Genomic DNA, 21,550 nt, shown 5'->3' with positions numbered 1-21,550 from the left:
GGATACGGTTCGAAAACTGCAGACCTGGTGCAACGCGTGGAATCCACTGAACCGCACGTACCTTTCGTGAGGAAGGGCAACTGTGATGCACATCGGAACTCTCGTCGAAGAACTGCGGCTCGCGGGCGTCGTGCTGTGGGAGGAGTCCGGCGCGGTGCGCTACCGGGCACCGCGCGGCGTCCTGACCGGCGACCGCCTCGCCACCCTGCGGACCCGGCGGGACGAGGTCCTCGACTACCTCCGTCAGGACACCGCGGCGATCCGTCCGAGCCCCGAGCAGCGGCACGAGCGGTTCCCGCTCAGCGACGTCCAGTCCGCCTACCTGCTCGGCCGCCGCGACGCCTTCGACTACGGCGGTGTCGGCTGCCACGGGTACGGCGAGCTCGAGTTCACCGATCTCGACGCCGGCCGGCTGCAGGCCGCCTGGAACGCGGTCATCGCTCGGCACGACATGTTGCGCGCGATCATCAGCGCGGACGGCTACCAGCGCGTGCTGGAGCAGGTGCCCGAGTTCGAGGTGCCGGTGCTCGATTTGCGCACCGGCGCCGCGCCGTCGGAGTTCCTCGAGGTCCGTGCCGCGATGGATCACCGCGTTTACTCCCCCGACAGCTGGCCGATGTTCGATCTGCGCGTCACCAGGCTCGCCGGGCGCGACGTCGTCCACCTGTCGCTCGACTTCCTGGTGTGTGACTTCGTGTCGATCCGTGTGGTCCTGGGCGAGCTGCTCCGGCGCTACGACGACCCCGGCGCGGTCTTTCCCGAACTCGAGATCAGCTACCGCGACTACCTCGTCGCCGAGCGCGAGAGTCGCAGCGGCAGCCGCCACGCCCGCGATCGCGACTACTGGCTGGGCCGGCTGGACTCGTTGCCTGCAGCACCTGTCCTTCCGGTGGTCGACGAGTCCCGTGCGGCCCCACCGAGATTCCGCCGCTGGGCGACGACGCTGACGAAGTCCGAGTGGGCCGCGTTGCGTGAGCAGGCGGCCCGCTTCGGACTGACGCCGTCCTCCGCCGTGCTGACGGCGTACGCCGAGGTCATCGCCGCGTGGAGCGCACAGCCCGCGTTCACGCTGGACATCACCGTCCTCAACAGGCTGCCCGTGCATCCTCAGGTCGACCAGTTGGTGGGCGACTTCACCTCGGTAAGCCTCCTCGCTGTCGACGCCGACCGTCGGCTCCCGCTGCGGGAGCGGGCGCGGGCGCTGCAGGCACAGCTCTGGCAGGACCTGGACCACGGGAGCTTCACCGGTATCGAGGTCGTCCGCGAGCTGGCCCGGACCCCGGGCAGGCCCAAAGCCTTGTTCCCGGTGGTTTTCACCAGCGCGATCGGCATGGTCGCGGGCGACGCTCCGGCCGACGGATCCGGCGCGCGGCCCAGCTACGGCATCAGCCAGACGCCGCAGGTCTGGATCGACTGTCAGAACATCGAACGCGACGGGCAGGTCGACACCAACTGGGACGTTCGCGACGGCGTCTTCCCCGACGGGGTGGTCGACGCGATGTTCGCTGCGTTCGCCGGCCTGCTCCGCGAGATGGCGGCGACCGAGGCGATCTGGGAGGCTCCGGACCCGGTCCCGCTGCCCGCCGATCAGCGAGCGCGCCGGGAGGAGTGCAACGGGACCGATGCCGCCGTACCTGAAGACCTGCTGCATGCGCCGGTGATGGTTCAGGCCGAGCGCACACCGGATCGGGTCGCGGTGGAATGTGCGCAGCTCGGCCGGCTCACGTACGGCGACTTGGCCGGGCGGGCCCGCGGGGTGGCCGGCTGGCTCGTCGCGGCCGGCTGTACGGAAGGCGACCTGGTCCTCGTCACCGCAGACAAAGGCGCGCCGCAGGTGATCGCCGTCCTCGGCGCGCTACTGGCCGGCGCGGCGTACGTCCCGGTCGACACCAGCCAGCCTCCGGCGCGCCGGGACCAGATCATCGCCGACGCCCGGCCCGCCGCGGTGCTGACCACCTCCGCCCATCTGGATGTTTCGTGGCCGTCAGGAACCGCCGTCCTTGCCGTCGACACCATCGAACCCGCGGACGCACCCGACCTGCCGCGCCTTGCGACGGGGCCGGACGATCTCGCCTACGTCATCTACACCTCCGGCTCCACCGGGACGCCGAAGGGTGTCATGATCAGCCACCGGGGCGCTCGTAACACCGTGGCCGACATCAACGACCGCTTCGACGTCGGCGAGGACGACGCGGTGCTCGGCCTGGCGAGCCTCGGGTTCGACCTGTCGGTGTACGACATCTTCGGACCGCTGTCCGTCGGCGGTCGGCTGGTCCTGCCCGAGCACGACCGCCGCGGTGACCCGTCGCACTGGGCGGCGTTGATCGCCAATCGCGGCGTGACCGTCTGGAACTCGGTGCCGGCGCAGATGCAGATGCTGTCCGACTACCTGGCCTCGGCTCCCGGGGCGGAGCTGCCGACTCTCCGGGTCGCGCTGCTCTCCGGGGACTGGATCCCGGTGAACCTTCCGGACGCGATCCGCGAGCGGGTCCCGGGCGTCGAGCTGATCAGCCTCGGGGGCGCGACGGAGGCGTCGATCTGGTCGATCTGGCATCCGATCAAGGAGGTCCCGTCCGGCGCCCGGAGCATCCCGTACGGCGTTCCGCTGACCAACCAGCGCTTCCACGTGCTCGACGCGGCGTTCCGCGACTGTCCGGACTGGGTCCGCGGCGAGCTGTTCATCGGCGGAGTCGGCCTCGCACTCGGCTACCACGGCGACCAGACCCGGACGGCCGAGCGGTTCGTCGAGCATCCGGTGAGCGGCGAGCGACTCTACCGGACCGGTGACCTCGGCCGCTACCTTCCCGACGGGACCATCGAGTTCCTCGGGCGTGCCGACTCCCAGGTCAAGATCCGCGGGCACCGCATCGAGCTCGGCGAGGTCGACAGCGCTCTGCAGAGCTGCCCGGGGGTCGCAGCGTCCGCGGTGATCGTGGACGGGGCCGATCCACTGCAGCGGCATCTCGTCGGCTTCGTCCAGCCGGCGACGCTGGCAGCGCAGGCGCAACCCGCACCGGCGTCGCTGGTCCCGGCGGCCAGGGATGCCGGCAACGATCTGCTGGTCGGCCTCGAACCCGAGACCTATCTGACGTATCTGCGGGAGCTCGACGAGGTCGCGCTGCTCGCGATGGTCCGCACCCTGCGATCGGCGGACCTGTTCACCGACGGCGCCGCGCACGACCTCGACACCATCCTCACCCGCGCCGAGGTCGCGCCGGCCCACCGTCGCCTGGTCCGCCGGTGGCTGCGCGCCCTGGTCACGACCGGGCACCTGGAGCACCTGGCCGACGGCCGGTATCGGCTGCTGCGCGATGCCGACGACGAGCTCGTCTCGACGGCCTGGAAACGGATCGAGGAACTCCGCGAGGCGGCCGGCGACGACACCGAGCTCGTCGACTACTTCCACACCAGCGCGACCCACTTGGCCGAACTCGTCCGCGCCGACGCCGATCCGCTGCAGCTCCTCTTCCCCAAGGGCAGCCTCGAGGTGTCCGAGGACTTGTACGCCGACGCGCTCTTCAACCGCTGGGCGAACCGGGTCGCGGCGGCCGCCGTACGGGAGCTGGTCTCGGCGATGCCTGCCGATGCGGTGCCGAGGGTGCTCGAGGTCGGAGCCGGCGGCGGCGGTACGACCGCGGCCGTGCTGGCCGGCTTCGCCGACGGTGAGGTGGACTACCTCGTCACCGATCTCTCGCCGTATTTCCTGAGCAGTGCGCGGGAGCGATTCGGGCATCTGTCGTCGGTGCGGTATGCGCGCTACGACCTCGACGAGGACTTCCGCGCCCAGGGCCTGCGGCCGAACAGCTTCGACATCATCGTCGCCGGCGATGTCCTGCACGCCACCGCGGACGTCGGCCGGACACTCGGTCGCCTGCACGAACTGCTCGCACCGGGTGGGTGGATCTGCTTCCTGGAGATGACCCGGGATCACTACCAGATCATGACGTCGCTGGAGCTGCTGACCCGGCTCGACGACACCGGCGACTTCGCGGACGAGCGACGGGGGACCGACGACGTGTTCCTGAGCCGCGGCGCCTGGCAGCGCCAGCTCGAGAGGCAGTTCGCCGATGTCGTGCACTGCCTGCCGGAGCCGGACGACGACCTGCTCGGCGAGCTCGGGATGACGGTGTTCCTCGCCCGCTTCAAGAGCGACCGGGCCCGGCTCGACGCCGACGCGGTTCGTGACCACGTCGCCGGGCGGCTGCCGTCGTACATGGTCCCGGCCGGCATCGAGGTCGTCGACCAGTTGCCGCTCACCGGCAACGGCAAGGTCGATCTGGCGACGCTGGGCACATGGGTCCGGCTGCCGGAAGGTCAGGCACCCGAGGCGGCCGGCCAGGAGCCGGCCAACGAGCTCGAGCAGGCGGTCGCCACCACCTGGGCGGAGATCCTGGAGCTGCCGGTCGTCGGACGCGATCAGAGCTTCTTCGCGTTGGGTGGAGACTCGCTGCTCGCGGCGAAGCTGGCCGGACGGCTGATCGAAGCTGTTCCGGCGGCCGGTGCCGTGTTCTTCGATCAGATGCTGCGCTGCATCCTCGATGCGCCGACCGTGGCCCAGCAGGCCGAGTTCCTCGCCGGCCACGAGGAGCCGGGCGCCGCCGTCGCCGACGACGCGCCGCCGATGAAGCATCGCCTGGTCCCGTTGCGGAACGAGACCGCGGCAGACGGCCACATCGTGGTGCTGGTGCCGCCGGTTCCCGGCGTGCCGGTCTGGGGCCCACTGCTCGCGCAGCTGCCCGACGGGCTGCAGCCGGTGGCGGCTTTCGATACGTCGTACGACGGGCATTCGGAGGCTGAGCTCGAGGCGATGATCGGCGAGTACGCCCAGCTGCTCGCCGAACGCCAGGGGCCGGCGACCATCGTGGGCGTCGGCGCCGGTGGCCGTCTCGCGCTGGAGCTGTCCTTGCGCTGTGCCGAGCAAGGCCAGGACGTGCGCCGGCTGGTCGTCGTCGCCGGTACGACGCCGCCGGACCAGGTCAGCGATCCGGTGCTGATCGAGGACCTGTGCCTGCGCGAGCTCGGCCTCGATCCTGCGCTCGCGGTCCTGCCCGGCGAGCACGAGGCGGCTGACGGGTCGTTGCCGGACGCGCAGGTGTTGGCGCACTGCGTCGACGGTTACGGGCGTCTGGTCAACGCCTTCGCCGAGCGGCCCTGGCCGGTGTACGCCGGTGACGTCACCCTCATCGTTCCGGATGGCGAACCGGCTTCCGATCCGGCGACGGAGTGGGAACGTGCGTGCCTCGGAGACTTCGCAGTTCGCCGGCTCGACCAGGCGAGTCCGTGGAGCCCGGAAGTCGTTGCGGCGCTGGCGAACGAGGTGAGTCGTTCGTGACGGTCGAGACCCGGCAGCCTTCGCTGGTCGACACGATCCTCCGGCTGCAAGAACTCGCCGACTACATCGTCCCCTTCGGCATCCGAGCCGTCAGCGAACTCCACCTCGCCGACCACCTCACCAACGGACCCCGCACCATCACCGACCTCGCCACCGCCACCAACACCCACGCCCCCTCCCTCTACCGAGTCCTCAGAGCCCTCGCCTGCAAAGGAATCTTCACCGAAACCCAACCCCACACCTTCGCCCTCACCCCACTCGCCGACCTCCTCCGCACCGACCACCCCCTCTCCCTCGCCGACGCCTACCCGTTCGTCATCGGCGACCTGCGGGCCTGGGCCGAGTTCGGCCACACGCTCCGCACCGGGGAGTCGGCGTTCGAGGACGTCCACGGAACCGGGTACTACGACTACCTCGCGCAGAACCCGCTCGAGAGCGAGAGAGTGGATCGCTCGGTCCGCGCACAGAACCGGTACGTGCTGCGGGACGTCCTGCACGCCTACCCGTGGTCGGAGCTGGGCACCGTGGTGGACGTCGGCGGCGGTGACGGCACGTTCCTCGCCGGCCTGCTCGCCCGCCATACCGGCCTCACCGGCACTCTCGTCGACCTGCCCCACGTCGTCGCCAACGCACCAGCGGTCCTCGACAAGGCCGGCGTCACCGACCGCTGCACCATCCTGCCCGGCAGCTTCTTCGACCCACTCCCCGCCGACGCCGACGCCTACATCCTCAAGACCATCCTGCACGACTGGAATGACGCGGCAGCCCGCACCGTTCTCCGGCGGGTCCGCGCCGCGATGCGCCCGGACAGCCGGCTCATCCTGCTGGAGGCGCAACTGCCGGAGGGCGACGAGTTCCACATCGGAAAGCTTCTCGATCTGCACTCGCTCGTTTTGGTCGCCGGTCCGGACCGCAGCCGCGAGGACCTCGCCACACTCCTGTCGCAGGCCGGTCTCCTGCTGTCCGGGAGCGTCACAACCCAGACACTGACCATCTTCGAAGCAACGCGGGACTAAGGACGGTGCGCGACAGATGACGACCACCCGGCAGCCTTCTCTCATCGACACGATCTTCCGGCTGCAAGAACTCGCCGACTACATCGTCCCCTTCGGCATCCGAGCCGTCAGCGAACTCCACCTCGCCGACCACCTCACCAACGGACCCCGCACCATCACCGACCTCGCCACCGCCACCAACACCCACGCCCCCTCCCTCTACCGAGTCCTCAGAGCCCTCGCCTGCAAAGGAATCTTCACCGAAACCCAACCCCACACCTTCGCCCTCACCCCACTCGCCGACCTCCTCCGCACCGACCACCCCCTCTCGCTGGCCGACGCCTACCCGCTGATGGCCGCGAACTTCCACGGGTGGGCGGAGTTCAGGCACACCCTGCGGACCGGCGAGTCGGCCTTCGAGCATGTCCATGGCATGGGGTACTACGAGTACCTCGCGACCCATCCCGACGACAGCACGCGGTACGACGGGATCCAGGCCGCGGGCACCCGCCTGGAGCTCCGCGCGATGCTGCGCGCCCTCGACTGGCCGCGCTTCGGCTCGGTGGTCGATGTCGGCGGTGGTGACGGCGCCTTCCTCGCCGGCCTGCTCGCCCGCCACACGAGCATCACCGGGACACTCCTCGACCTCCCGCACGTTGTCGCCAACGCGCCAGCAGTTCTCGACAGAGCCGGCGTCACCGACCGGTGCACCATCCTGCCCGGCAGCTTCTTCGACCCACTCCCCGCCGACGCCGACGCCTACATCCTGAAGCGGGTGCTCTACGACTGGTCCGACGATCGAGCCGCACCGCTGCTGACCGGACTCCGCACCGCGATGCGCCCGGACAGCAGCCTGATCCTGATGGATCCGGTGATCGAGGAAGGCGACGCCTTCGATGTCGGGAAGATCTACGACCTGCTGAGCCTGGCGATGCTGGCCGGCAAGGCGCGGACCGAGCGCGAGGTGGGCGAGCTGCTGGCTGTGCACGGCTTCGAGGTGGTCCAGGTGGTGCCGACCGCGATGTTCCCGATCATCGAAGCGCGCCCGGCGCGCGGGTGACCGCGGGCTCGCCGAGTGCGCGCACCACGTCCGCGATCACCGCTGTCCGCCGCGCCACCAGGTAGAAGTGGTCGCCGGAGAACACCCGCAGCTCGAACCCGCCGGTCGAGTGCCGGCGCCAGTCACCGGCCTCGGCGACACTCACCTCCGGGTCCGCATCGCCGACCAGGGCCGTGATCGGGGTCGCGATCGGTGGCCGCCGCACCGGCGCGTACGAGTCGATCAGGCGATAGTCGGCGCGCACCCCGGGAAGTGCGAAGGCGCGAATCGCGTCGCTGTCGAGGGAGTCGTCCGTCGTCCCGCCGAGCCGGCGTACGTCTGCCCACAGTGCGTCGTCGTCCTCGACGTCGACCGTCTCCGATCTGTGGTGCTCCGGCGGCTGCCGGCCGGACAGAACCACCCTGACCGGCTCCACGCCGTGCTGACGCTCCAGCCGGCTGACGACCTCGAAGGCGATCGCCGCGCCCATGCTGTGGCCGAAGATCGCCAACGGAAGGCGGCGGTCCGCGAGCAGCACCGCGGTCAGGGTCCGCACCATCGTGGGCATGTCCGGGACTGGCGGTTCGGTCATCCGGTCGAGCCGGCCGGGGTACTGCACCGCGGCCAGCTCCACCGTCGGCGGCAGCAGATCGATCCACGGCCGGTAGAACGCGGCGTTCCCGCCCGCGTGCGGCAGGCAGACGAGCCGTACCCGGGCGTCGGGCCGCGGACGGTAGCACCGCAGCCAGCCGTCCGCGGAGGCGCGCACCGGGCTCATCGCCGACCGGCCGGGGTCGCGTCCGGTCGCGCCGATCGCAAGGCGTCCAGGTCATCGGCGAGCAGGAACGACGGGTCGTCCGCCCTGACGAGCTCCGGTGGGCCCAGAACCTTCGTGATGTCCTGCCACAGCTCGCAGAGCGCGAGATGGGACTGCTCGTGCGCGCTGCCGGATCGCCCGGCCTCGACGGCGTCGACGAGCTCGGTCAGTGCGCGGGCGACGCCGGCCGGCCACACGTCCTCGAAGGCAGCACGGAAACCGGGCGCCTCGGCCGGGCCGAGGGTCAGCGAACTCGGCAGGTCCAGATGCGCGTCGCCGCCGGCGCCGGACGCGAAATGCGACGCGGCGTTGTCCGCACCGACCGTGCGGGGGAAGTCCGGCCGGGCACTCCAGATCGTCGGTCCGTGGCTCGTGAGCAGACTCAGGTTCCCGCCCTCGACGCCGATCGTGATCCGGTGCATCAGGTGCGCGTAGTTGTCCGGGTCCTCCGGGTCCATCTGGTTCTGCACGCGTAGGGTGATCGGCACGCCCGCGAGGACGCCGTCGAGACTGCGGAACGGGACGTCCAGCCGGGTCAGGCCGAACACTTCGGCGCCGTCCGCCGGCTGGACGAATCCCCACGGCCGCAGGCCCCCGAGTGCGTGTCCGAGGATGTCGAGCAGTGAGTAGGCGAGCTGGAAACCGCACGCGGCGTCCACGTAGCGCACCTGCTGGGTCCGTAACAGCTGCCTGGCCGCGGCGATGAACCGGCGTACCGGTTCGACGTGCACGTAGAAGGAGTTGAGCCGGTGAACGACGCCGTACCGCCGCGCCTGCCGCACGCACGCGGCCAGCTCGTCTCGGTGCAACGGATGCTCCTGCAGGACGTGGAGGCCGCGTTCCATCAAGGACAGTGCGAGATCGGTGCCCTGACCGCCGAGCAAACCACCGCGGATGACGACGCAGGCGATGTCGACATCTCCTGGGATGTCGTCGATCCGGGTGAACAGCGGTACGCCGTAATGGCGTGCCACAGCGCGCGATCGCGGGCTGCCGCCGGCAAAGACACCCGCCAGCTCGACCGGATTGCCTGGCTGCCGGAACGCCTGCAGGTACACCTGGCCGAACCGGGTACCGCACACGATCGCACGCATGGGCTACAACTCCTCTTCGTCGAGGCGGGCGGGGCCGTCGAGGTACTCGACCGCGGTCACGGCATCGGCGGTCCGCAGCAGCGTCAACACGGCATCGGGGTCCATGACGTCCGCCGCTTGATGCAGGCCGGGAGGTACGTCACCGGACTCCACGGCACGGGTCGTCAGTGCGGCGACGGCACCTGTCAGCTCGGTGGCGCCTGTCCCACGCACCATGACCGACGCGGCACTGCCATCGGGTGCAACGGCCTCGACCAGCACGACGTGGTACGGCGAACGGCCGAACAGGTCCAGCTCCGCAGCAGCACGCAACTCCGCCGCCGCAGCCCCGGGGTCCGATCTGCTCAGCGCCGCTGTGCGGCCGAGCGCGTCCCGCAGGTGCTTGCCGGCCAACACGTTCCCCCAGGTCGCCTCGCTGAGTCTTACGTGTACGGCGAAGCTCTCGAGCTCGGTACTGAGGTACGGCCGCACGGTGACCCGCTCGGGAAAGAACGGCAACTCGACCTCGGCCTGCTCGGCCAACCCGAGAACCCGGGTGCCGCCACGCCACTGGGCGAAGGCCATGCCGAAGTCGTCGCTGCCGCGGAGGTAGTCGGTGGCGCCGGACACCGTGAACCGGTCCCGCCCGCCGATGTAGCCCGACACCACGCCGCCCGCGAGCGGCAACCGTCGAGCGAGCAAGCGCGGCAGCAGTCCGGTGAGGCCGGGTTGCAGACCCGCGGCCAGGACCGCGGCCACACCTCTGCGGGCCGGGTCGAGCCGGTCGAGCCCCCTCAGTAGGTCGCCACCGGCCGCCGGGTCGACGTACCCCGTCTCCGCCTCGACCGCGGCGCGGGCCACGCGATCGCCCAGATCGACCGCGGGTCCGGCGCAGTTGAGAACGACGGTGCACCCGTCACAGAACCGTCGGAGGGCGGCGGAATCGGTCACGTCGACCGCGACGACCTCCACCCCCGGACCGAGCTCGCGGGCGAGCGCGGCGCCGCGGCGCGGATCCCGGACACCGAGCCGCAACCGGTCCGTGCCCCAGCTCCGGAGCTGCCGGGACGCGGCGGTGCCTACGCCACCTGTCGCGCCGACGATGCCGATCACAACTCGCCCTCGTCGATCTCGCCCGGCAGATTCGCGCTCACGGTTGCTGCCAGCTCCGCCAGGGTCGGTGCACCGAAGACCTCGCGCAACGACAGCTCGACCCCGAGGCGGCGCTGGACTCCGGCCACCAGCCGGATCGCCAGCTGGCTGTCCCCGCCGAGGGTGAAGAAGCTCTGCCGCCGGTCGACCACCGCAACGTTCAGCAGGTCTCGCCAGAGCTCGGCGAGCAGCTCCTCGACACCGGGCTCGGGCGGCTCGTCCTTCTCGGCCCCCGACGTACTCCCGCCGTCGAGGCCGGCGAGATCAGCGACCGCCCGCCGGTCGACCTTGCCGTTGCCGGACAGCGGGATCCCGTCCAGCACGGTGACGGCGTCGGGGACCATGTACGCCGGCAACCGGCCGGTCACGAACTCCAGCAGGTCCTCGAGATCCGGCACGGTACCGGGCGCCGGGACGACCGCCGCAAGGAGCCGCTGGCCGGCCGTTTCGTCCTGCACGAACGCGACCGCCCGGGCAACGTCCGGATGGCCGAGCAGCGCCGCCTCGACCTCGCCGAGCTCGATCCGGTAGCCGCGGATCTTGACCTGGAAGTCGGTGCGGCCGAGGAACTCGAGCGTGCCGTCCGGCCAGTACCGGCCGAGGTCTCCTGTCCGGTACCAGCGCTGCCCGTCCACAGCCAGGAACCGCTCGGCCGTCAGCGCCGGATCCCCGCGGTAGCCCTGTGCGACCGATGCGCCGCCGATCCACAACTCCCCCGCGACCCAGTCCGGGCAGTCGTGCCCGCGACGATCCACCACCCGGAAGGCCTGGTTCCGCAGCGGGACGCCGTAGGGGACGGAACGCCACGTACTGGGGACCGACTCGATCTCGAACCAGTTGGACCAGATACCGGCCTCCGTGGCGCCGCCGAGAGCGATCAGCCGGCAGCCCGGGTGGCGTTCCCGCAACCGCTCGGCCAGGTCGAGTCCTACCCAGTCGCCGGAGACCATTGCCACACGCAACGGTCCGGTGGCGGCGCCGAGCCCGGCGGCGACCAGATACATGTCCAGCAACGCCGGTACGGAGTTCCAGACGGTGACGCCCCGGGTGGCCACGAGCCGCACCCAGTGGGCGGCCTCGCGGCGGTCGTCATGATCGACGAGTACGACGCTGCCGCCGACGGACAGCAGCCCGAAGACGTCGTACACCGACAGGTCGAAGTCCAGCGACGACACCGCGAGGACACGATCCCCGGAGGTGACCCGGCACCGTTCGTTGACGTCGTCAATGGTGTTCAACGCGCCGCGATGCGTCATCTCGACGCCCTTGGGCACGCCGGTCGAACCTGAGGTGTAGATGATGTACGCGAGCGCGTCGGGATCGACCGGCTCCGGCTCCGGCAACGGATCGGCTCGCAGTGCTTCGGTCAGGTCGATCGCCCGCAGGACGTCCGGCATCCGCTGCTCGTCGTCGGTCAGCACGAAGCGCGCGCCCGCGGCCGCGTAGATCCTTCGCATCCGCTCGTCCGGCTGATCGACGGCGACAGGCACGTAACATCCGCCCGCCGCCAGGACGCCGATCACCGCGACGATCTGCCCCGGGCCGCGCGGCAGCGTGATGCCGACGGGTTCTCCGGGCCGGAGCCCCTGCTCCCGCAGGTGTCCGGCAACGCGAAGGGCTTGCTCGGCCAGCGCTCCGTAGCTCAAACGCTCGCGGACGTCCCAGAGCACCGCGTCGTTGTCCGGCGCCGCGGCGGCCTGCTCGAAGAAGTCGTGGATCAGAGTCCGGTCGGGCAACGGGCCTTCCGTCGCGTTGACGCGCTCCCGGATCTCGCGTTGAGCAGCCGGCAGCAGCTCGGGCGGCGCTGCCTCCCAGTCCGCATCGGTCAGCCACTCGAGCAGCCGGCCGTACGCGGCGAACATGTCGTCCAGCATCCCCGCCGGAAACAGGTCGTCCACCGCGTCCCAGTTGACGACGAGCCCGCCGTCCCGCTCCATCACCTGGTTGTCGAGCCACACCTGCGGTGTCTGCGAGACGCCCCAGCACAACGTCCCGAACGGGAACTCGCCACTGTCCATACCGCTCGCCACACCGAGTGCGCTGGTGAACACGACCGGCATCGTGACAGCGGGCACATCGAGTTCCCGCGCCAGCCGGCGCAGTACCCAGATCGCCGAGACGTCGCGGTGCTCGAGGTCGGTCCACAACTGCTGCTGGAACCGGCGGACCAGCTCGATCAGACGATCGTTGCCCCGGGCGTCGTGCTCGATCAGCAGCAGCGACGTGAAGTCGCCGAGGACGTGCTCGATCCCGGGATGCACCGGGGGCCGGTTGAACAGGGTGAGATTCAGCGTCAGTCGGTCCTGCCCGCTCCAGGTGGCCAGCACCTCGGCGTACGCCGTCGCCAGTACGGCGGCCGGGGTGACATCGTGCCGTTTCGCCTGGGCCGTCAGCCGGTGCCAGGCCGCCGCCTCGATCCGCAGTTCGCGGCGTACGAAGTGCGGCTCGGTGAGCGTCGCCGGGTCCGCCGCCAGCGGCAGCGCCGGGGCCGGCGGCAGCTCGGACACCCGATCCAGCCAGTACCGCTGAGCCGTCTCGCGCTCCTGGGGGTCGCGGTCGCTGTGTACGACGTAGTCCCGGAACGAGAGCTCCAGCGGGCGAAGGCCGGCCGACGGGTCGTCGTACAGCGCGGACAGCTCCGCGAAGAAGGTCACGATGCTCAACGCGTCGAGGGCGATGTAGTCGAAGCTGAAGGCCAGCCGGGTCCGCGAGCCGCCGTACTCGACGGCCCTGATCTCGAACAGCGGCCAGCGGCTGACGTCGGGGATCCGATGGGCCAGCCCGTCGCGCAGGGCCTTGAGCTCCTCGATTCCGGGCGCGTCGGTCCTGGTGACCTGCACGACGTAGCGCGGGACCGACGGCAGTACGCGTTGCGTGCCGGACTCGTCGACCACCGCGCGCAGCATGTCGTGGCGCTCGACCAGACGGTTCACAGCCGCTTCGAGACGCGGCAGGTCGACGTCGTGGCCGTCGAACTCCCAGTACCAGTGGGAGCCGACCCCGCCGAGGGCGAAACCGTCCGCGCGGCCGATCCAGTAGGCGCGCTGAACATCGGTCAACGGGAACGGCTCGTGACGTTCGGCCGGTGCCGGGCGGAGGGCAGGTGCGGAATCAGGCGCCGTGCCGATCGTCAGGCCGGCCGCGAAGTCCTTCAGAACCGGCGCGTTGAACAGCCGTGAATGATCCGCGCCGCGCACACCGGCGTCACGGAGCCGGGCGACGAGGCGGGTCGCGACCAGGCTGTCCCCGCCCAGCGCGAAGAAGCTCTGGTCCCGCCCGACCGCCGGCAGTCCCAGCAGCTCGGTCCATGCCTCGGCGACCAGTTCCTCCGCCGCACCGGCCGGGGCCTGGTACTCCCCCGCGTCCGTCGGCGCGGCCAGCCGCTCGGCGATCGCCCGGCGGTCGACTTTGCCGTTCGCCGACAGCGGCCAGGCGGCGACGTACTCGATCTGCTCCGGAACCATGTATCCCGGCAGCAGGCCGCCGACGTACTCGCGCAGCCCGTCCGCGTCCGGAGCGCTGCCGGCCGCGGGGACGACCGCGACGGCCAGGCGCCGTACTCCGGATCCGACGACCAGCGCGAGGGTGTCGGCCACCGACGGATGGCTGCGGAAGGCCGCCTCGACCTCGCCGGGCTCGATGCGGTGGCCGCGGATCTTCACCTGCAGGTCGATCCGGCCGAGGAACTCGATCGTGCCGTCCGGCCGGTAGCGCGCCCGGTCGTTCGTCCGGTACCAGCGGGTCCCGTCGCGGTCCACGAACTGGCGGGCGGTCCGCTCCGGATCCTGGCGGTACCCGTCCGCGACCGACGCGCCGCCGATCCACAACTCACCCGGCACCCAGTCGGGCCGGTCCCGTCCCACGCCGTCGACCACACGGCACAACTGGCCACGCAAGGGCCGTCCGTACGGAATCGAGCGCCAGTCCGGCGGTACGGTCGTGACCTCGCACACCGTCGAGTGGATGGCCGTCTCCGTCGTGCCGCCCAACGCGACGAGCTTCGCGCCGGGACTGTGCTCCGCGAGACGCGCGGGAAGATCCAGCCCGACCCAGTCGCCGCCGAGCAAGGCCAGTCTCAGGCCGAGCGACCGGCCGCCGGCTGCGGTCAGCAACATCTCGAGCAGCACCGGAACCGACTGCCAGATGGTGACTCCGAGCCCGGTGACGAGCTCGACCCAGCGATCCGCGTCGCGGCGTACGCCGTCGTCCAGCAGCACCAGCGAGCCGCCGGCTCCGAGCAGGCCGAAGATGTCGTACACCGAGAGGTCGAAGTCCAGCGCGGAGACCGCGAGCGCCCGGTCGTCCGGGCCGACAGCGAAGCGTTCGTTGACCGCGTCGATGGTGTTCGCTGCCGCCCGGTGCGAGACCATCACACCCTTGGGGTCCCCGGTGGATCCCGAGGTGAACAGCGTGTAGGCGATCGTCTCCGGGTCGACGACGACCGGCTCGGTCAGTCGCCCGGCGCCGGCCGTCGTTGCCACCGGGACCGCGGTCGTCTTCGGCGGCAACTGTGCGGTGTCGGTTTCGGTGTCGGTTCCGGTGACGACCAAGCGCGCACCGGCGATTCGGGCGATCCGGTCCCGCCGGGCCGAGGGTTGGTCGACGCCGACGGGCACGTAGCTACCGCCGGCCGCGAGCACGCCCAGCACGGCGATCACCTGCTCAGGCCCACGAGGGACCTGCACCATCACGGGCTCGGCCCGGCCGACGTCGTACGACGCCAGCCGCCCGGCGAGGTGCAGCGCGCGCTCGGCCAACTCGCCGTACGACAGGCTCGATTCGTTGCCCCAGAGCAGAGCGGGCTTGTCCGGGTGCTTGCTTGCGTAGGCGAAGACCCGGTGGTGCAGCGTCCGCGGGAGCATCGGCGAACCCGAGTCGTTCGCGACCCGTCGTACCTCTCGCTGGGCCGGCGGAAGCAGATCGTCACCAGTGCTCGTCCACCGGGACTCAGCCGTGACCAGCCCGTCGATGATCGAGCTGAGCGCGGCCCACATGTCGTCGACCAGGCCGGCCGGGAACAGTTCCTCGACGACGTCCCAGTTGAGGTACAGGCCGCCCTCGCGCTCGGTGACCTGGAAGTCGAGCCACACCTGCGGCGTCTGCGACATCGTCCACCCGGGATCACCCAGGGTCTTCCGGACGTCGGTGCTGAACAGCTCGCCGAGCCCGATCGCGCTGGTGAACACGACCGGGGCGCCCGCACCGGCCGGCCCGCGGGTGCGGATCAGGTCACGCAGTACGTCGACGCCGGAGTAGTCGGCTTGCCGGACATCGGCGTGCAACTGCTCCTGGATCCGCTGGGCACGGTGCGCGAAGGTGGCACGGTCGGAGGTGTCCACCTCGAGCAGGATCAGGTTGGTGAAGTCCCCGACCAGGAGCGGTACGTCGCTGTGCACCGGCCGGCGGTCGTACAACGGCAGGTTCAGCGCGAATCGCGGGGTTGCGCTCCAGGCGCCGAGCACCTCGGTCAAGGCCGTCAGAAAGACGACCGGAAGCGTGACGCCGTGCCGTCGGGCATGCTCGGCGAGCGTGCTCCACTGCTCGTCGCTCAGCCAGGTGAACCGCCGCGTCACCCGATGCTCCGTCACCTGGCCGGGATCGCGGACCAGCGGCAGGTCGGGACCCGCGGGGAGATCGGCCAGTCGTTCGCGCCAGTAGTTCGCCGCTTGTTCGCGCGCACTCTCCCGGCTCGCTCTCGCCGCGGAGAGGTACTCGGGATAGTTCAGTTCGATCGGCGGGAGCGCCGCATCGGGTGCGGCGTACAGCGACGCGAGCTCCGCCAGCAGGATCCGGAAGCTGTGGGCGTCCGCGACGAGCATCTCGATCTGGACGTGGACCCGGGTCGCCCCGGTCGGCAAGAGCGAGAGTTGCACATCGAAGACCTCGCCACGCTCGACGGCGAGACGCCGGTGCGACAGGGCGTCCCGCAGCTCGGCCAGTGCGCCCTCGGCTGCTTCGGCAGCGACACCGCGAAGATCGTGCACGGACACACCGGGCCAGGCGCTCTCCGGGCGGATCTCCTGGCGACCGTCCGGCCGGAAGACGCAGCGCAGCATTCCGTGTCGTGCGGTGAGTTCGCGGACGGCACGTTCCAGCCGCTCCGGGTCCACGTCCGCACCGTCGAGCTCGGCATAGAAGTGGGCTCCGACGCCACCGAGCGGCTGACCGTCCGCGCGACCGACCCAGTAGGCGTGCTGCATGTCGGCCAGCTCGAACGGCTCCTCTTCCTTGCCGGCGGCAACCAGCACCGCCTCGTCCTGGGAGAGCCGCGACGACACGAGCTCCCACCACTCCCGGAGCGTGCGCTTCTCGATCAGCTCGGCGAACGTCACCCGGGCACCGGCCTGGTGCCACTGCCCCGCCAGCACCATCACGCTGATCGAGTCGAGTCCGAGCCCCAGCAGGTCCGCGTCGTCGGCGACGGCGGACGCGGGCTCCCGCAGACAGTGCGCGACATCGGCACGCATCCGCTCCAGATCGAGCACCAGGTCGCCGATCTGTTCGATCATGCCCCACTCCAGTCGGTCGTTGAATCGGCTCAGGCCGGCCGCAGGCTCACGGGTAGCCGCGTATAGGAACGGAAGTTGAACTGTGCGGTCCGCTCGGGCTCCCCCGCCGGCCCGATCGACGCACATCGCCGGGCGAGCTCCGCGAAGACCGCGGTCGCGTTCGACCGGGCGTGCGCGGCGCCGAAGCAGTAGAAGCTGCCGCCGCCGAAACTGACGTGCGGATTGGGGCGCCGGCGCACATCCAGCCGCGCAGGCTCGGCGAAGACTCGTTCGTCACGGTTCGCGCAGCCGAGCATCAGCGCGAGCGTCCGCCCCGCCCGGATCACCTGGCCGCCGATCTCGATCGGCGCCTGGACCGAGCGCAGCGTCACCTGGATCGGCGGGTCGTAGCGCAGGAACTCCTCGACGGCGAGATGCGCGTCGTGCGGCGCCGCCCGGAGGACGGCGTACTGGTCGGGGAAGTCCGCGAGCGCGGCGATGCCGGTCGCGATCAGGTTGGCCGTGGTCTCGAGACCGGCGTACAGCAGGGCCAGGACGGTGTCGACGCAGCGCCGCCGTACGTCGTTGCCGGTGGCCACGGCGGCCAGGCGCGACAGTACGTCGTCGCGCGGGCTTCGGTCCCGGGCCGCCAACTCTGCGGACACCACCTCGCGCAACTGCCGGACGGCGACGTTCGCCTCGTCCACCGATCGGGTCGCGGTCGGGCTGATGTCACCGAAGTTCACCAGGCTCGACACCCAGCCGGCGACGGCGCTGCGCACCGCTGACGGCAGGCCGAGCACGTCGCAGAACACGTCCAGCACCAGTGGGCGTGCCAGCTCGGTAACCACTTCGGCGCTGCCGGCTTCGAGGACGGGTTCGAGTGCCGCGGCGGCGGCCGCCTGGATCTCCTCGATCCGCCGACGACTCGACGCCGCACTGAATTCGTGGGCGAGCGTCTCGCGCACACCCGGATCACTCCGGCCGATGTCCATCTGCTGGAAGAAGTCGGCCACCGGTCCGGACCCGACCGCGTCCTGGAAGAAGGCCTGCGGCAGGAAGAACTTCACCAGCTCCGGATGCCGCAGCAGTCGCGACACCTCGGCGTGCCGGGTGACTCCCCACGCCCCCGGCACGAAGCGGCACAGCGGTCCGTACTCCCGCAGCCCGACGTACTGCGAGTACACGTCGTGCAGAAGGTCAGGATCCGCGGTGTCGAACCTCGGCGGCAAGCCGGTCCGGGTGTCGGCCATTGCTCGAATATGCCCGCATCAGCCCCACCGGCCAACGCAACCAAGCCCGGTCGGAGCCTCGGTCAGGCCGGCTTCGCGGTGAGTGGGACGGAGCGGAAGGATCGGATGCTTGGGTGTGGGCGCCGGATTGGCGGGCCGGTCAGTTCGATACGGCTGAACCTGTGGATCAGCCGGTCCAGCACCAGGCTTGCCTCCAGGCGTGCCAGCGGTGCGCCGAGGCAGTAGTGATGGCCGCCGCCGAAGGCGACGTGCGGATTGGGGTGCCGTCCGACGTCCAGCTGGTCCGGGTCGGGAAAGACCTGCTCGTCGCGGTTCGCCGAGCCGAGCAGCAGGACCGCGACTCTCCCCGGCCGGATCTTCGTGCCGTCCGCGACGAAAGGCTCCCGGACGAGTCGCATCGACATCTGCACCGGCGAGTCGAACCGGAGCAGCTCCTCGACCGCAGTCGGGATCAGCGACGGATCGCGGCGGAGCCGCTCGAACTGGTCGGGCCGCGTCAGCAGCGCGACGGTCCCGTTCGCGATCAGGCTGGTCGTCGTCTCGAACCCGGCGAAGAACAAGAAGATCGCGTTGTCCACGGTGTCCTGGCGGCTGAAGCCGTCGGCTTCGGTCGCCAGCATCCGCGACAACAGGTCACCGGCCGTACCTTGCCCGAGCCGCGCACCGACATACTCGCGCAGCCACACCACCGCGCGATCGGCCGCCCGGCGCTGCTCATCCGTGAGCGTCAGTTCGCCGAACGCCGTCGCCAGATCGACCATCCGCGGCCGCACCAGCTCGACGTCCTCGGCAGGAACGCCCAGCAACGAGCAGATCACCAGCACCGGCAGCGGCGTGGCCAGGCCGGGGACGAGGTCGAAGCCGGAGTCGTCGAGCAGTGGCGCCAGCAGTTCGTCCACCGTCGCGGCCACCTGCGCGCGAAGTCCGGCCACCGACCCCGGCGAGAACGCGTGCCGCATGCCCTGCCGCAGCCGGGTGTGATCGGGAGGATCCCGGTCGATCAGGATCCGGCCGAAGAAGTCCCCGGCCGGGCCGTCGCCGAGTTTGACCCGGTGGGCCGCCGCCGGGAACTCGCTGCCGAGCCGGCCGTCCCGCAGCAGCCGCTGCACGTCGTCGTACCGCGTGAAGATCCATTGCCCGGGCCCGCCGGGCAGGACACGGCCGGCGGCCCGCAGCCGGGCGTAGGTCTGATACGGATCCGCCACGAACTCCGGGTCACCCGAGTCGAAGCTGACCTTCACCGCAACGCAGTCCCTGGGTCCGCGCCGACGAGAACAGCCCCCAGGGCACCGAAGACGTCGGGCCCGGCCGCGAAGTGCTGGGTGATCGTGTGACCGTCCCGCAGCCGCCGTTGCAGCGGCGAGCGGTCGTACAAGGACGTGCCGCCGCCCAGCGCGTACGCGGCGTCCAGTACGGCGGTCGCCGACTCGACCACGTGCGGTCCCGCCGACCGCAGCGCTGCCCGGTCGCGCAGACCCAGCGGTACGCCGGCCAACGCCGACTCCCACACGCACGAGGCCTGTTCGGACAGCAGAGCCCGCGCGGATCGCAGCCGGACCTCCGCTTCGCCGAGCCGTTGCACGAACCCCGGCGACTTGCCCAGCGGGTGCGGGCTGAACGCCGGACGCTTGCCCGCGAGTGCCAGCGCGATCGTGTCGTCCAGCGCCGCCGCGGCGTTGCCGACGGCAACCGCCGCGACGAAGAGCCCGCCGAGATCGCGCGCGGGGATCCGCAGGATCGGCTCGTCGCCCGGCGGCGTGGACGCGAAGTGGCAGGTGTACGCGTCATCGCACTCCGCACGGTTGACCCGTACGTCGTGGCTGGCCGTCCCGCGCAATCCCATCGTGCTCCACGTGTCGACGATCTCGAGCTGCTCCGCGGCGAGCAGCGCGAGCCGGAGGACCGGCAGATCGTCCGGGTCGAGGACCGGGGAACCGTCCTTGACCTCCAGGCATTGCACGAAGAACCACGTCGCTTGCGGTGCTCCGGAGACGAACGGCCATTGCCCGTTGATCTGCCAGCCGTCGGCGATCCGCGTGGCGCGGCCCTTCGGAGCGACGGCACCCGCCGCGAGAAGGTCCGGAGACCCGCTGAACACCCGGTCGACCGTGGCGGCCGGGAAGTGCCGCAGGATCAGCTGCGCCTGTGCGTGCTGAGCGACGGTCCAGCCGACGGACGCATCCGCGGTGGACACCAGCTCGACGACCTGCAGCACCGTGGGAAGGGGTTCGTCGCCACCGCCGTGCCGGCCCGGCGACAGCATCCGCAATGCTCCGGTCCGGCGGAGGTCGTCGAGAATCTCCGCGGAAACGTGACGTTCGTTCTCGACGTCGTCCGCCCGGGCTGCGATCTGCGGCAGCAGGTCGGTCACTCGTACCAGGGTCGCAGGCATCCGCGTCACCGTTCCCGTCCATCGGCCGCGCGGTCACCGGGACTGTCGGTCGCAGGTCCCAGCAAGCCGAGACCGCGCAGTCCGTCCCACACCCGCGGCGTGAGCAGCCCGACGTCCCGCAGCGACGTGACCACCTTTGCGAACACCGCTTGGCGATAGCGGGCCATCACCGGATCGGTCCGCGCGTACTCGACGCCGGCCTGCGGATCGATCCCGAGGTGCTCCCAGATCTCGACGAGCAGGAAGCGCCGCGCCATCAGGGCGGCGGACTCGAGCACGAAGTCCTCCCGGTCGGCCAGTTCTGCCGCGGACATCTCCAGGTACGCCGGTTCCAGGGCGAGGATGCCGAAGGCGACGTGCCGGGCCTCGTCGCGCGCCACCTTGCGGCAGATGTCGCGCAGCAGTGGGTCGTGGAAGCTCTGCTGCCCGAGGCGGAAGGCCGCCATCGCGAGCGCCTCGATCATGATGTGCATCCCGAGCTGGGTGATGTCCCAGCGGCCGTCCCGCAGCGTGTCTCCCAGCAGCGACTCCAGCGGCGCGGAGATGGCATAGAAGTGCGGCATCTTGACCGACGCGTACCGCGCGAACACCTCGACGTGCCGCGCCTCGTCGACGGCCTGGGTGGCGGCCACCGACTTGGCCTCGATCCCCGGGACGACCTCGACGAGCCGGCCGGCCGCGACCATCGCGCCCTGTTCCCCGTGCAGGAACTGGCTCACCATCCAGTTCTGGAACTCCCAGCGGAAGCGGTCGGCCGCATCAGGGCCCAGAGCCGCGAGCGGACCGCCGGCCTCGTTGAGCGAGACGAACCGGGCGTCGAACGGCAGCCGGTCGCCGTACGGAACGTCGATCGACCAGTCGATATCGGTCTGCGCGCTCCACTGCCCGTCCTTGCTGCGCTCGTACAGACCGGCGAGACGGCGGTTGCCGACGTCGTAGCTCCACCGGAACTCGGCCGCGATGGACGCCGGAACAGTCAGCGAAGCGGTCCGGTCGGACGGCGTCATCG

11 protein-coding genes are annotated in these 21,550 nt (G+C 70.7%); 3 read left to right on the top strand and 8 right to left on the bottom strand.

The window, feature by feature from the left end; all coding sequences use genetic code 11:
* Nucleotides 1–85: 85 nt before the first annotated feature.
* From AB0I12_RS04635 to AB0I12_RS04625, 3 genes are read left to right on the top strand one after another with little or no spacing between them, the layout of a single operon-like run.
* Nucleotides 86–5,332: an amino acid adenylation domain-containing protein gene (locus AB0I12_RS04635; RefSeq protein WP_359924511.1), complete on the top strand. Its 5,247-nt coding sequence runs from the start codon at nt 86–88 to the stop codon at nt 5,330–5,332.
* Complete coding sequence (locus tag AB0I12_RS04630) at nt 5,329–6,348, top strand: methyltransferase (protein WP_359924509.1); 1,020 nt, start codon at nt 5,329–5,331, stop codon at nt 6,346–6,348. The genes AB0I12_RS04635 and AB0I12_RS04630 overlap by 4 nt, the downstream gene beginning before the upstream one ends.
* Before the next feature lie 16 nt (nt 6,349–6,364).
* Nucleotides 6,365–7,387 (top strand): methyltransferase, encoded by a 1,023-nt coding sequence (locus AB0I12_RS04625; protein ID WP_359924506.1) that lies wholly within the window; start codon nt 6,365–6,367, stop codon nt 7,385–7,387.
* On the opposite strand, the gene AB0I12_RS04620 is transcribed toward AB0I12_RS04625, so the two are convergent.
* The 8 genes from AB0I12_RS04620 to AB0I12_RS04585 all read right to left on the bottom strand — a co-directional run bounded on the left by AB0I12_RS04620 (nt 7,359) and on the right by AB0I12_RS04585 (nt 21,548).
* Nucleotides 7,359–8,144: an alpha/beta fold hydrolase gene (locus tag AB0I12_RS04620; RefSeq protein WP_359924505.1), complete on the bottom strand. Its 786-nt coding sequence runs from the start codon at nt 8,142–8,144 to the stop codon at nt 7,359–7,361. The two genes, AB0I12_RS04625 and AB0I12_RS04620, sit on opposite strands and share 29 nt — an antisense overlap.
* Complete coding sequence (locus AB0I12_RS04615) at nt 8,141–9,277, bottom strand: Gfo/Idh/MocA family oxidoreductase (RefSeq protein ID WP_359924502.1); 1,137 nt, start codon at nt 9,275–9,277, stop codon at nt 8,141–8,143. The genes AB0I12_RS04620 and AB0I12_RS04615 overlap by 4 nt, the downstream gene beginning before the upstream one ends.
* A gap of 3 nt (nt 9,278–9,280) precedes the next feature.
* Nucleotides 9,281–10,369 (bottom strand): saccharopine dehydrogenase NADP-binding domain-containing protein, encoded by a 1,089-nt coding sequence (locus tag AB0I12_RS04610; protein WP_359924501.1) that lies wholly within the window; start codon nt 10,367–10,369, stop codon nt 9,281–9,283.
* Nucleotides 10,366–16,917 (bottom strand): amino acid adenylation domain-containing protein, encoded by a 6,552-nt coding sequence (locus tag AB0I12_RS04605; protein ID WP_359924498.1) that lies wholly within the window; start codon nt 16,915–16,917, stop codon nt 10,366–10,368. Before AB0I12_RS04605 ends, AB0I12_RS04610 begins: the two co-directional genes overlap by 4 nt.
* 29 nt (nt 16,918–16,946) lie before the next feature.
* Nucleotides 16,947–18,149, bottom strand: a complete 1,203-nt coding sequence (locus AB0I12_RS04600; protein WP_359924496.1) for a cytochrome P450 — start codon at nt 18,147–18,149, stop codon at nt 16,947–16,949.
* Nucleotides 18,150–18,211: 62 nt separating this feature from the next.
* Nucleotides 18,212–19,390, bottom strand: a complete 1,179-nt coding sequence (locus tag AB0I12_RS04595; protein ID WP_359924493.1) for a cytochrome P450 — start codon at nt 19,388–19,390, stop codon at nt 18,212–18,214.
* A complete protein-coding gene (locus tag AB0I12_RS04590; RefSeq protein WP_359924490.1) occupies nt 19,387–20,541 on the bottom strand; it encodes an acyl-CoA dehydrogenase family protein in 1,155 nt (384 codons plus the stop codon). The genes AB0I12_RS04595 and AB0I12_RS04590 overlap by 4 nt, the downstream gene beginning before the upstream one ends.
* A 5-nt stretch (nt 20,542–20,546) precedes the next feature.
* Nucleotides 20,547–21,548, bottom strand: a complete 1,002-nt coding sequence (locus AB0I12_RS04585) for a hypothetical protein (RefSeq protein WP_359924488.1) — start codon at nt 21,546–21,548, stop codon at nt 20,547–20,549.
* Nucleotides 21,549–21,550: the final 2 nt, after the last annotated feature.

The organism is Kribbella sp. NPDC050459, from assembly GCF_040655315.1.
Taxonomy (GTDB): domain Bacteria; phylum Actinomycetota; class Actinomycetes; order Propionibacteriales; family Kribbellaceae; genus Kribbella.
Note: the sequence above shows the minus strand (reverse complement) of the source record. Positions and strands in the feature narration are given on the sequence as shown.

Bases quoted from the DNA above. Each gene is read 5' to 3' on its own strand.
- AB0I12_RS04635 (WP_359924511.1), top strand. From the start codon at position 86: ATGCACATCGGAACTCTCGTCGAAGAACTGCGGCTCGCGGGCGTCGTG.
- AB0I12_RS04625 (WP_359924506.1), top strand. From the start codon at position 6,365: ATGACGACCACCCGGCAGCCTTCTCTCATCGACACGATCTTCCGGCTG.
- AB0I12_RS04620 (WP_359924505.1), bottom strand. From the start codon at position 8,144: ATGAGCCCGGTGCGCGCCTCCGCGGACGGCTGGCTGCGGTGCTACCGT.
- AB0I12_RS04615 (WP_359924502.1), bottom strand. From the start codon at position 9,277: ATGCGTGCGATCGTGTGCGGTACCCGGTTCGGCCAGGTGTACCTGCAG.
- AB0I12_RS04605 (WP_359924498.1), bottom strand. From the start codon at position 16,917: ATGATCGAACAGATCGGCGACCTGGTGCTCGATCTGGAGCGGATGCGT.
- AB0I12_RS04600 (WP_359924496.1), bottom strand. From the start codon at position 18,149: ATGGCCGACACCCGGACCGGCTTGCCGCCGAGGTTCGACACCGCGGAT.
- AB0I12_RS04590 (WP_359924490.1), bottom strand. From the start codon at position 20,541: ATGCCTGCGACCCTGGTACGAGTGACCGACCTGCTGCCGCAGATCGCA.
- AB0I12_RS04585 (WP_359924488.1), bottom strand. From the start codon at position 21,548: ATGACGCCGTCCGACCGGACCGCTTCGCTGACTGTTCCGGCGTCCATC.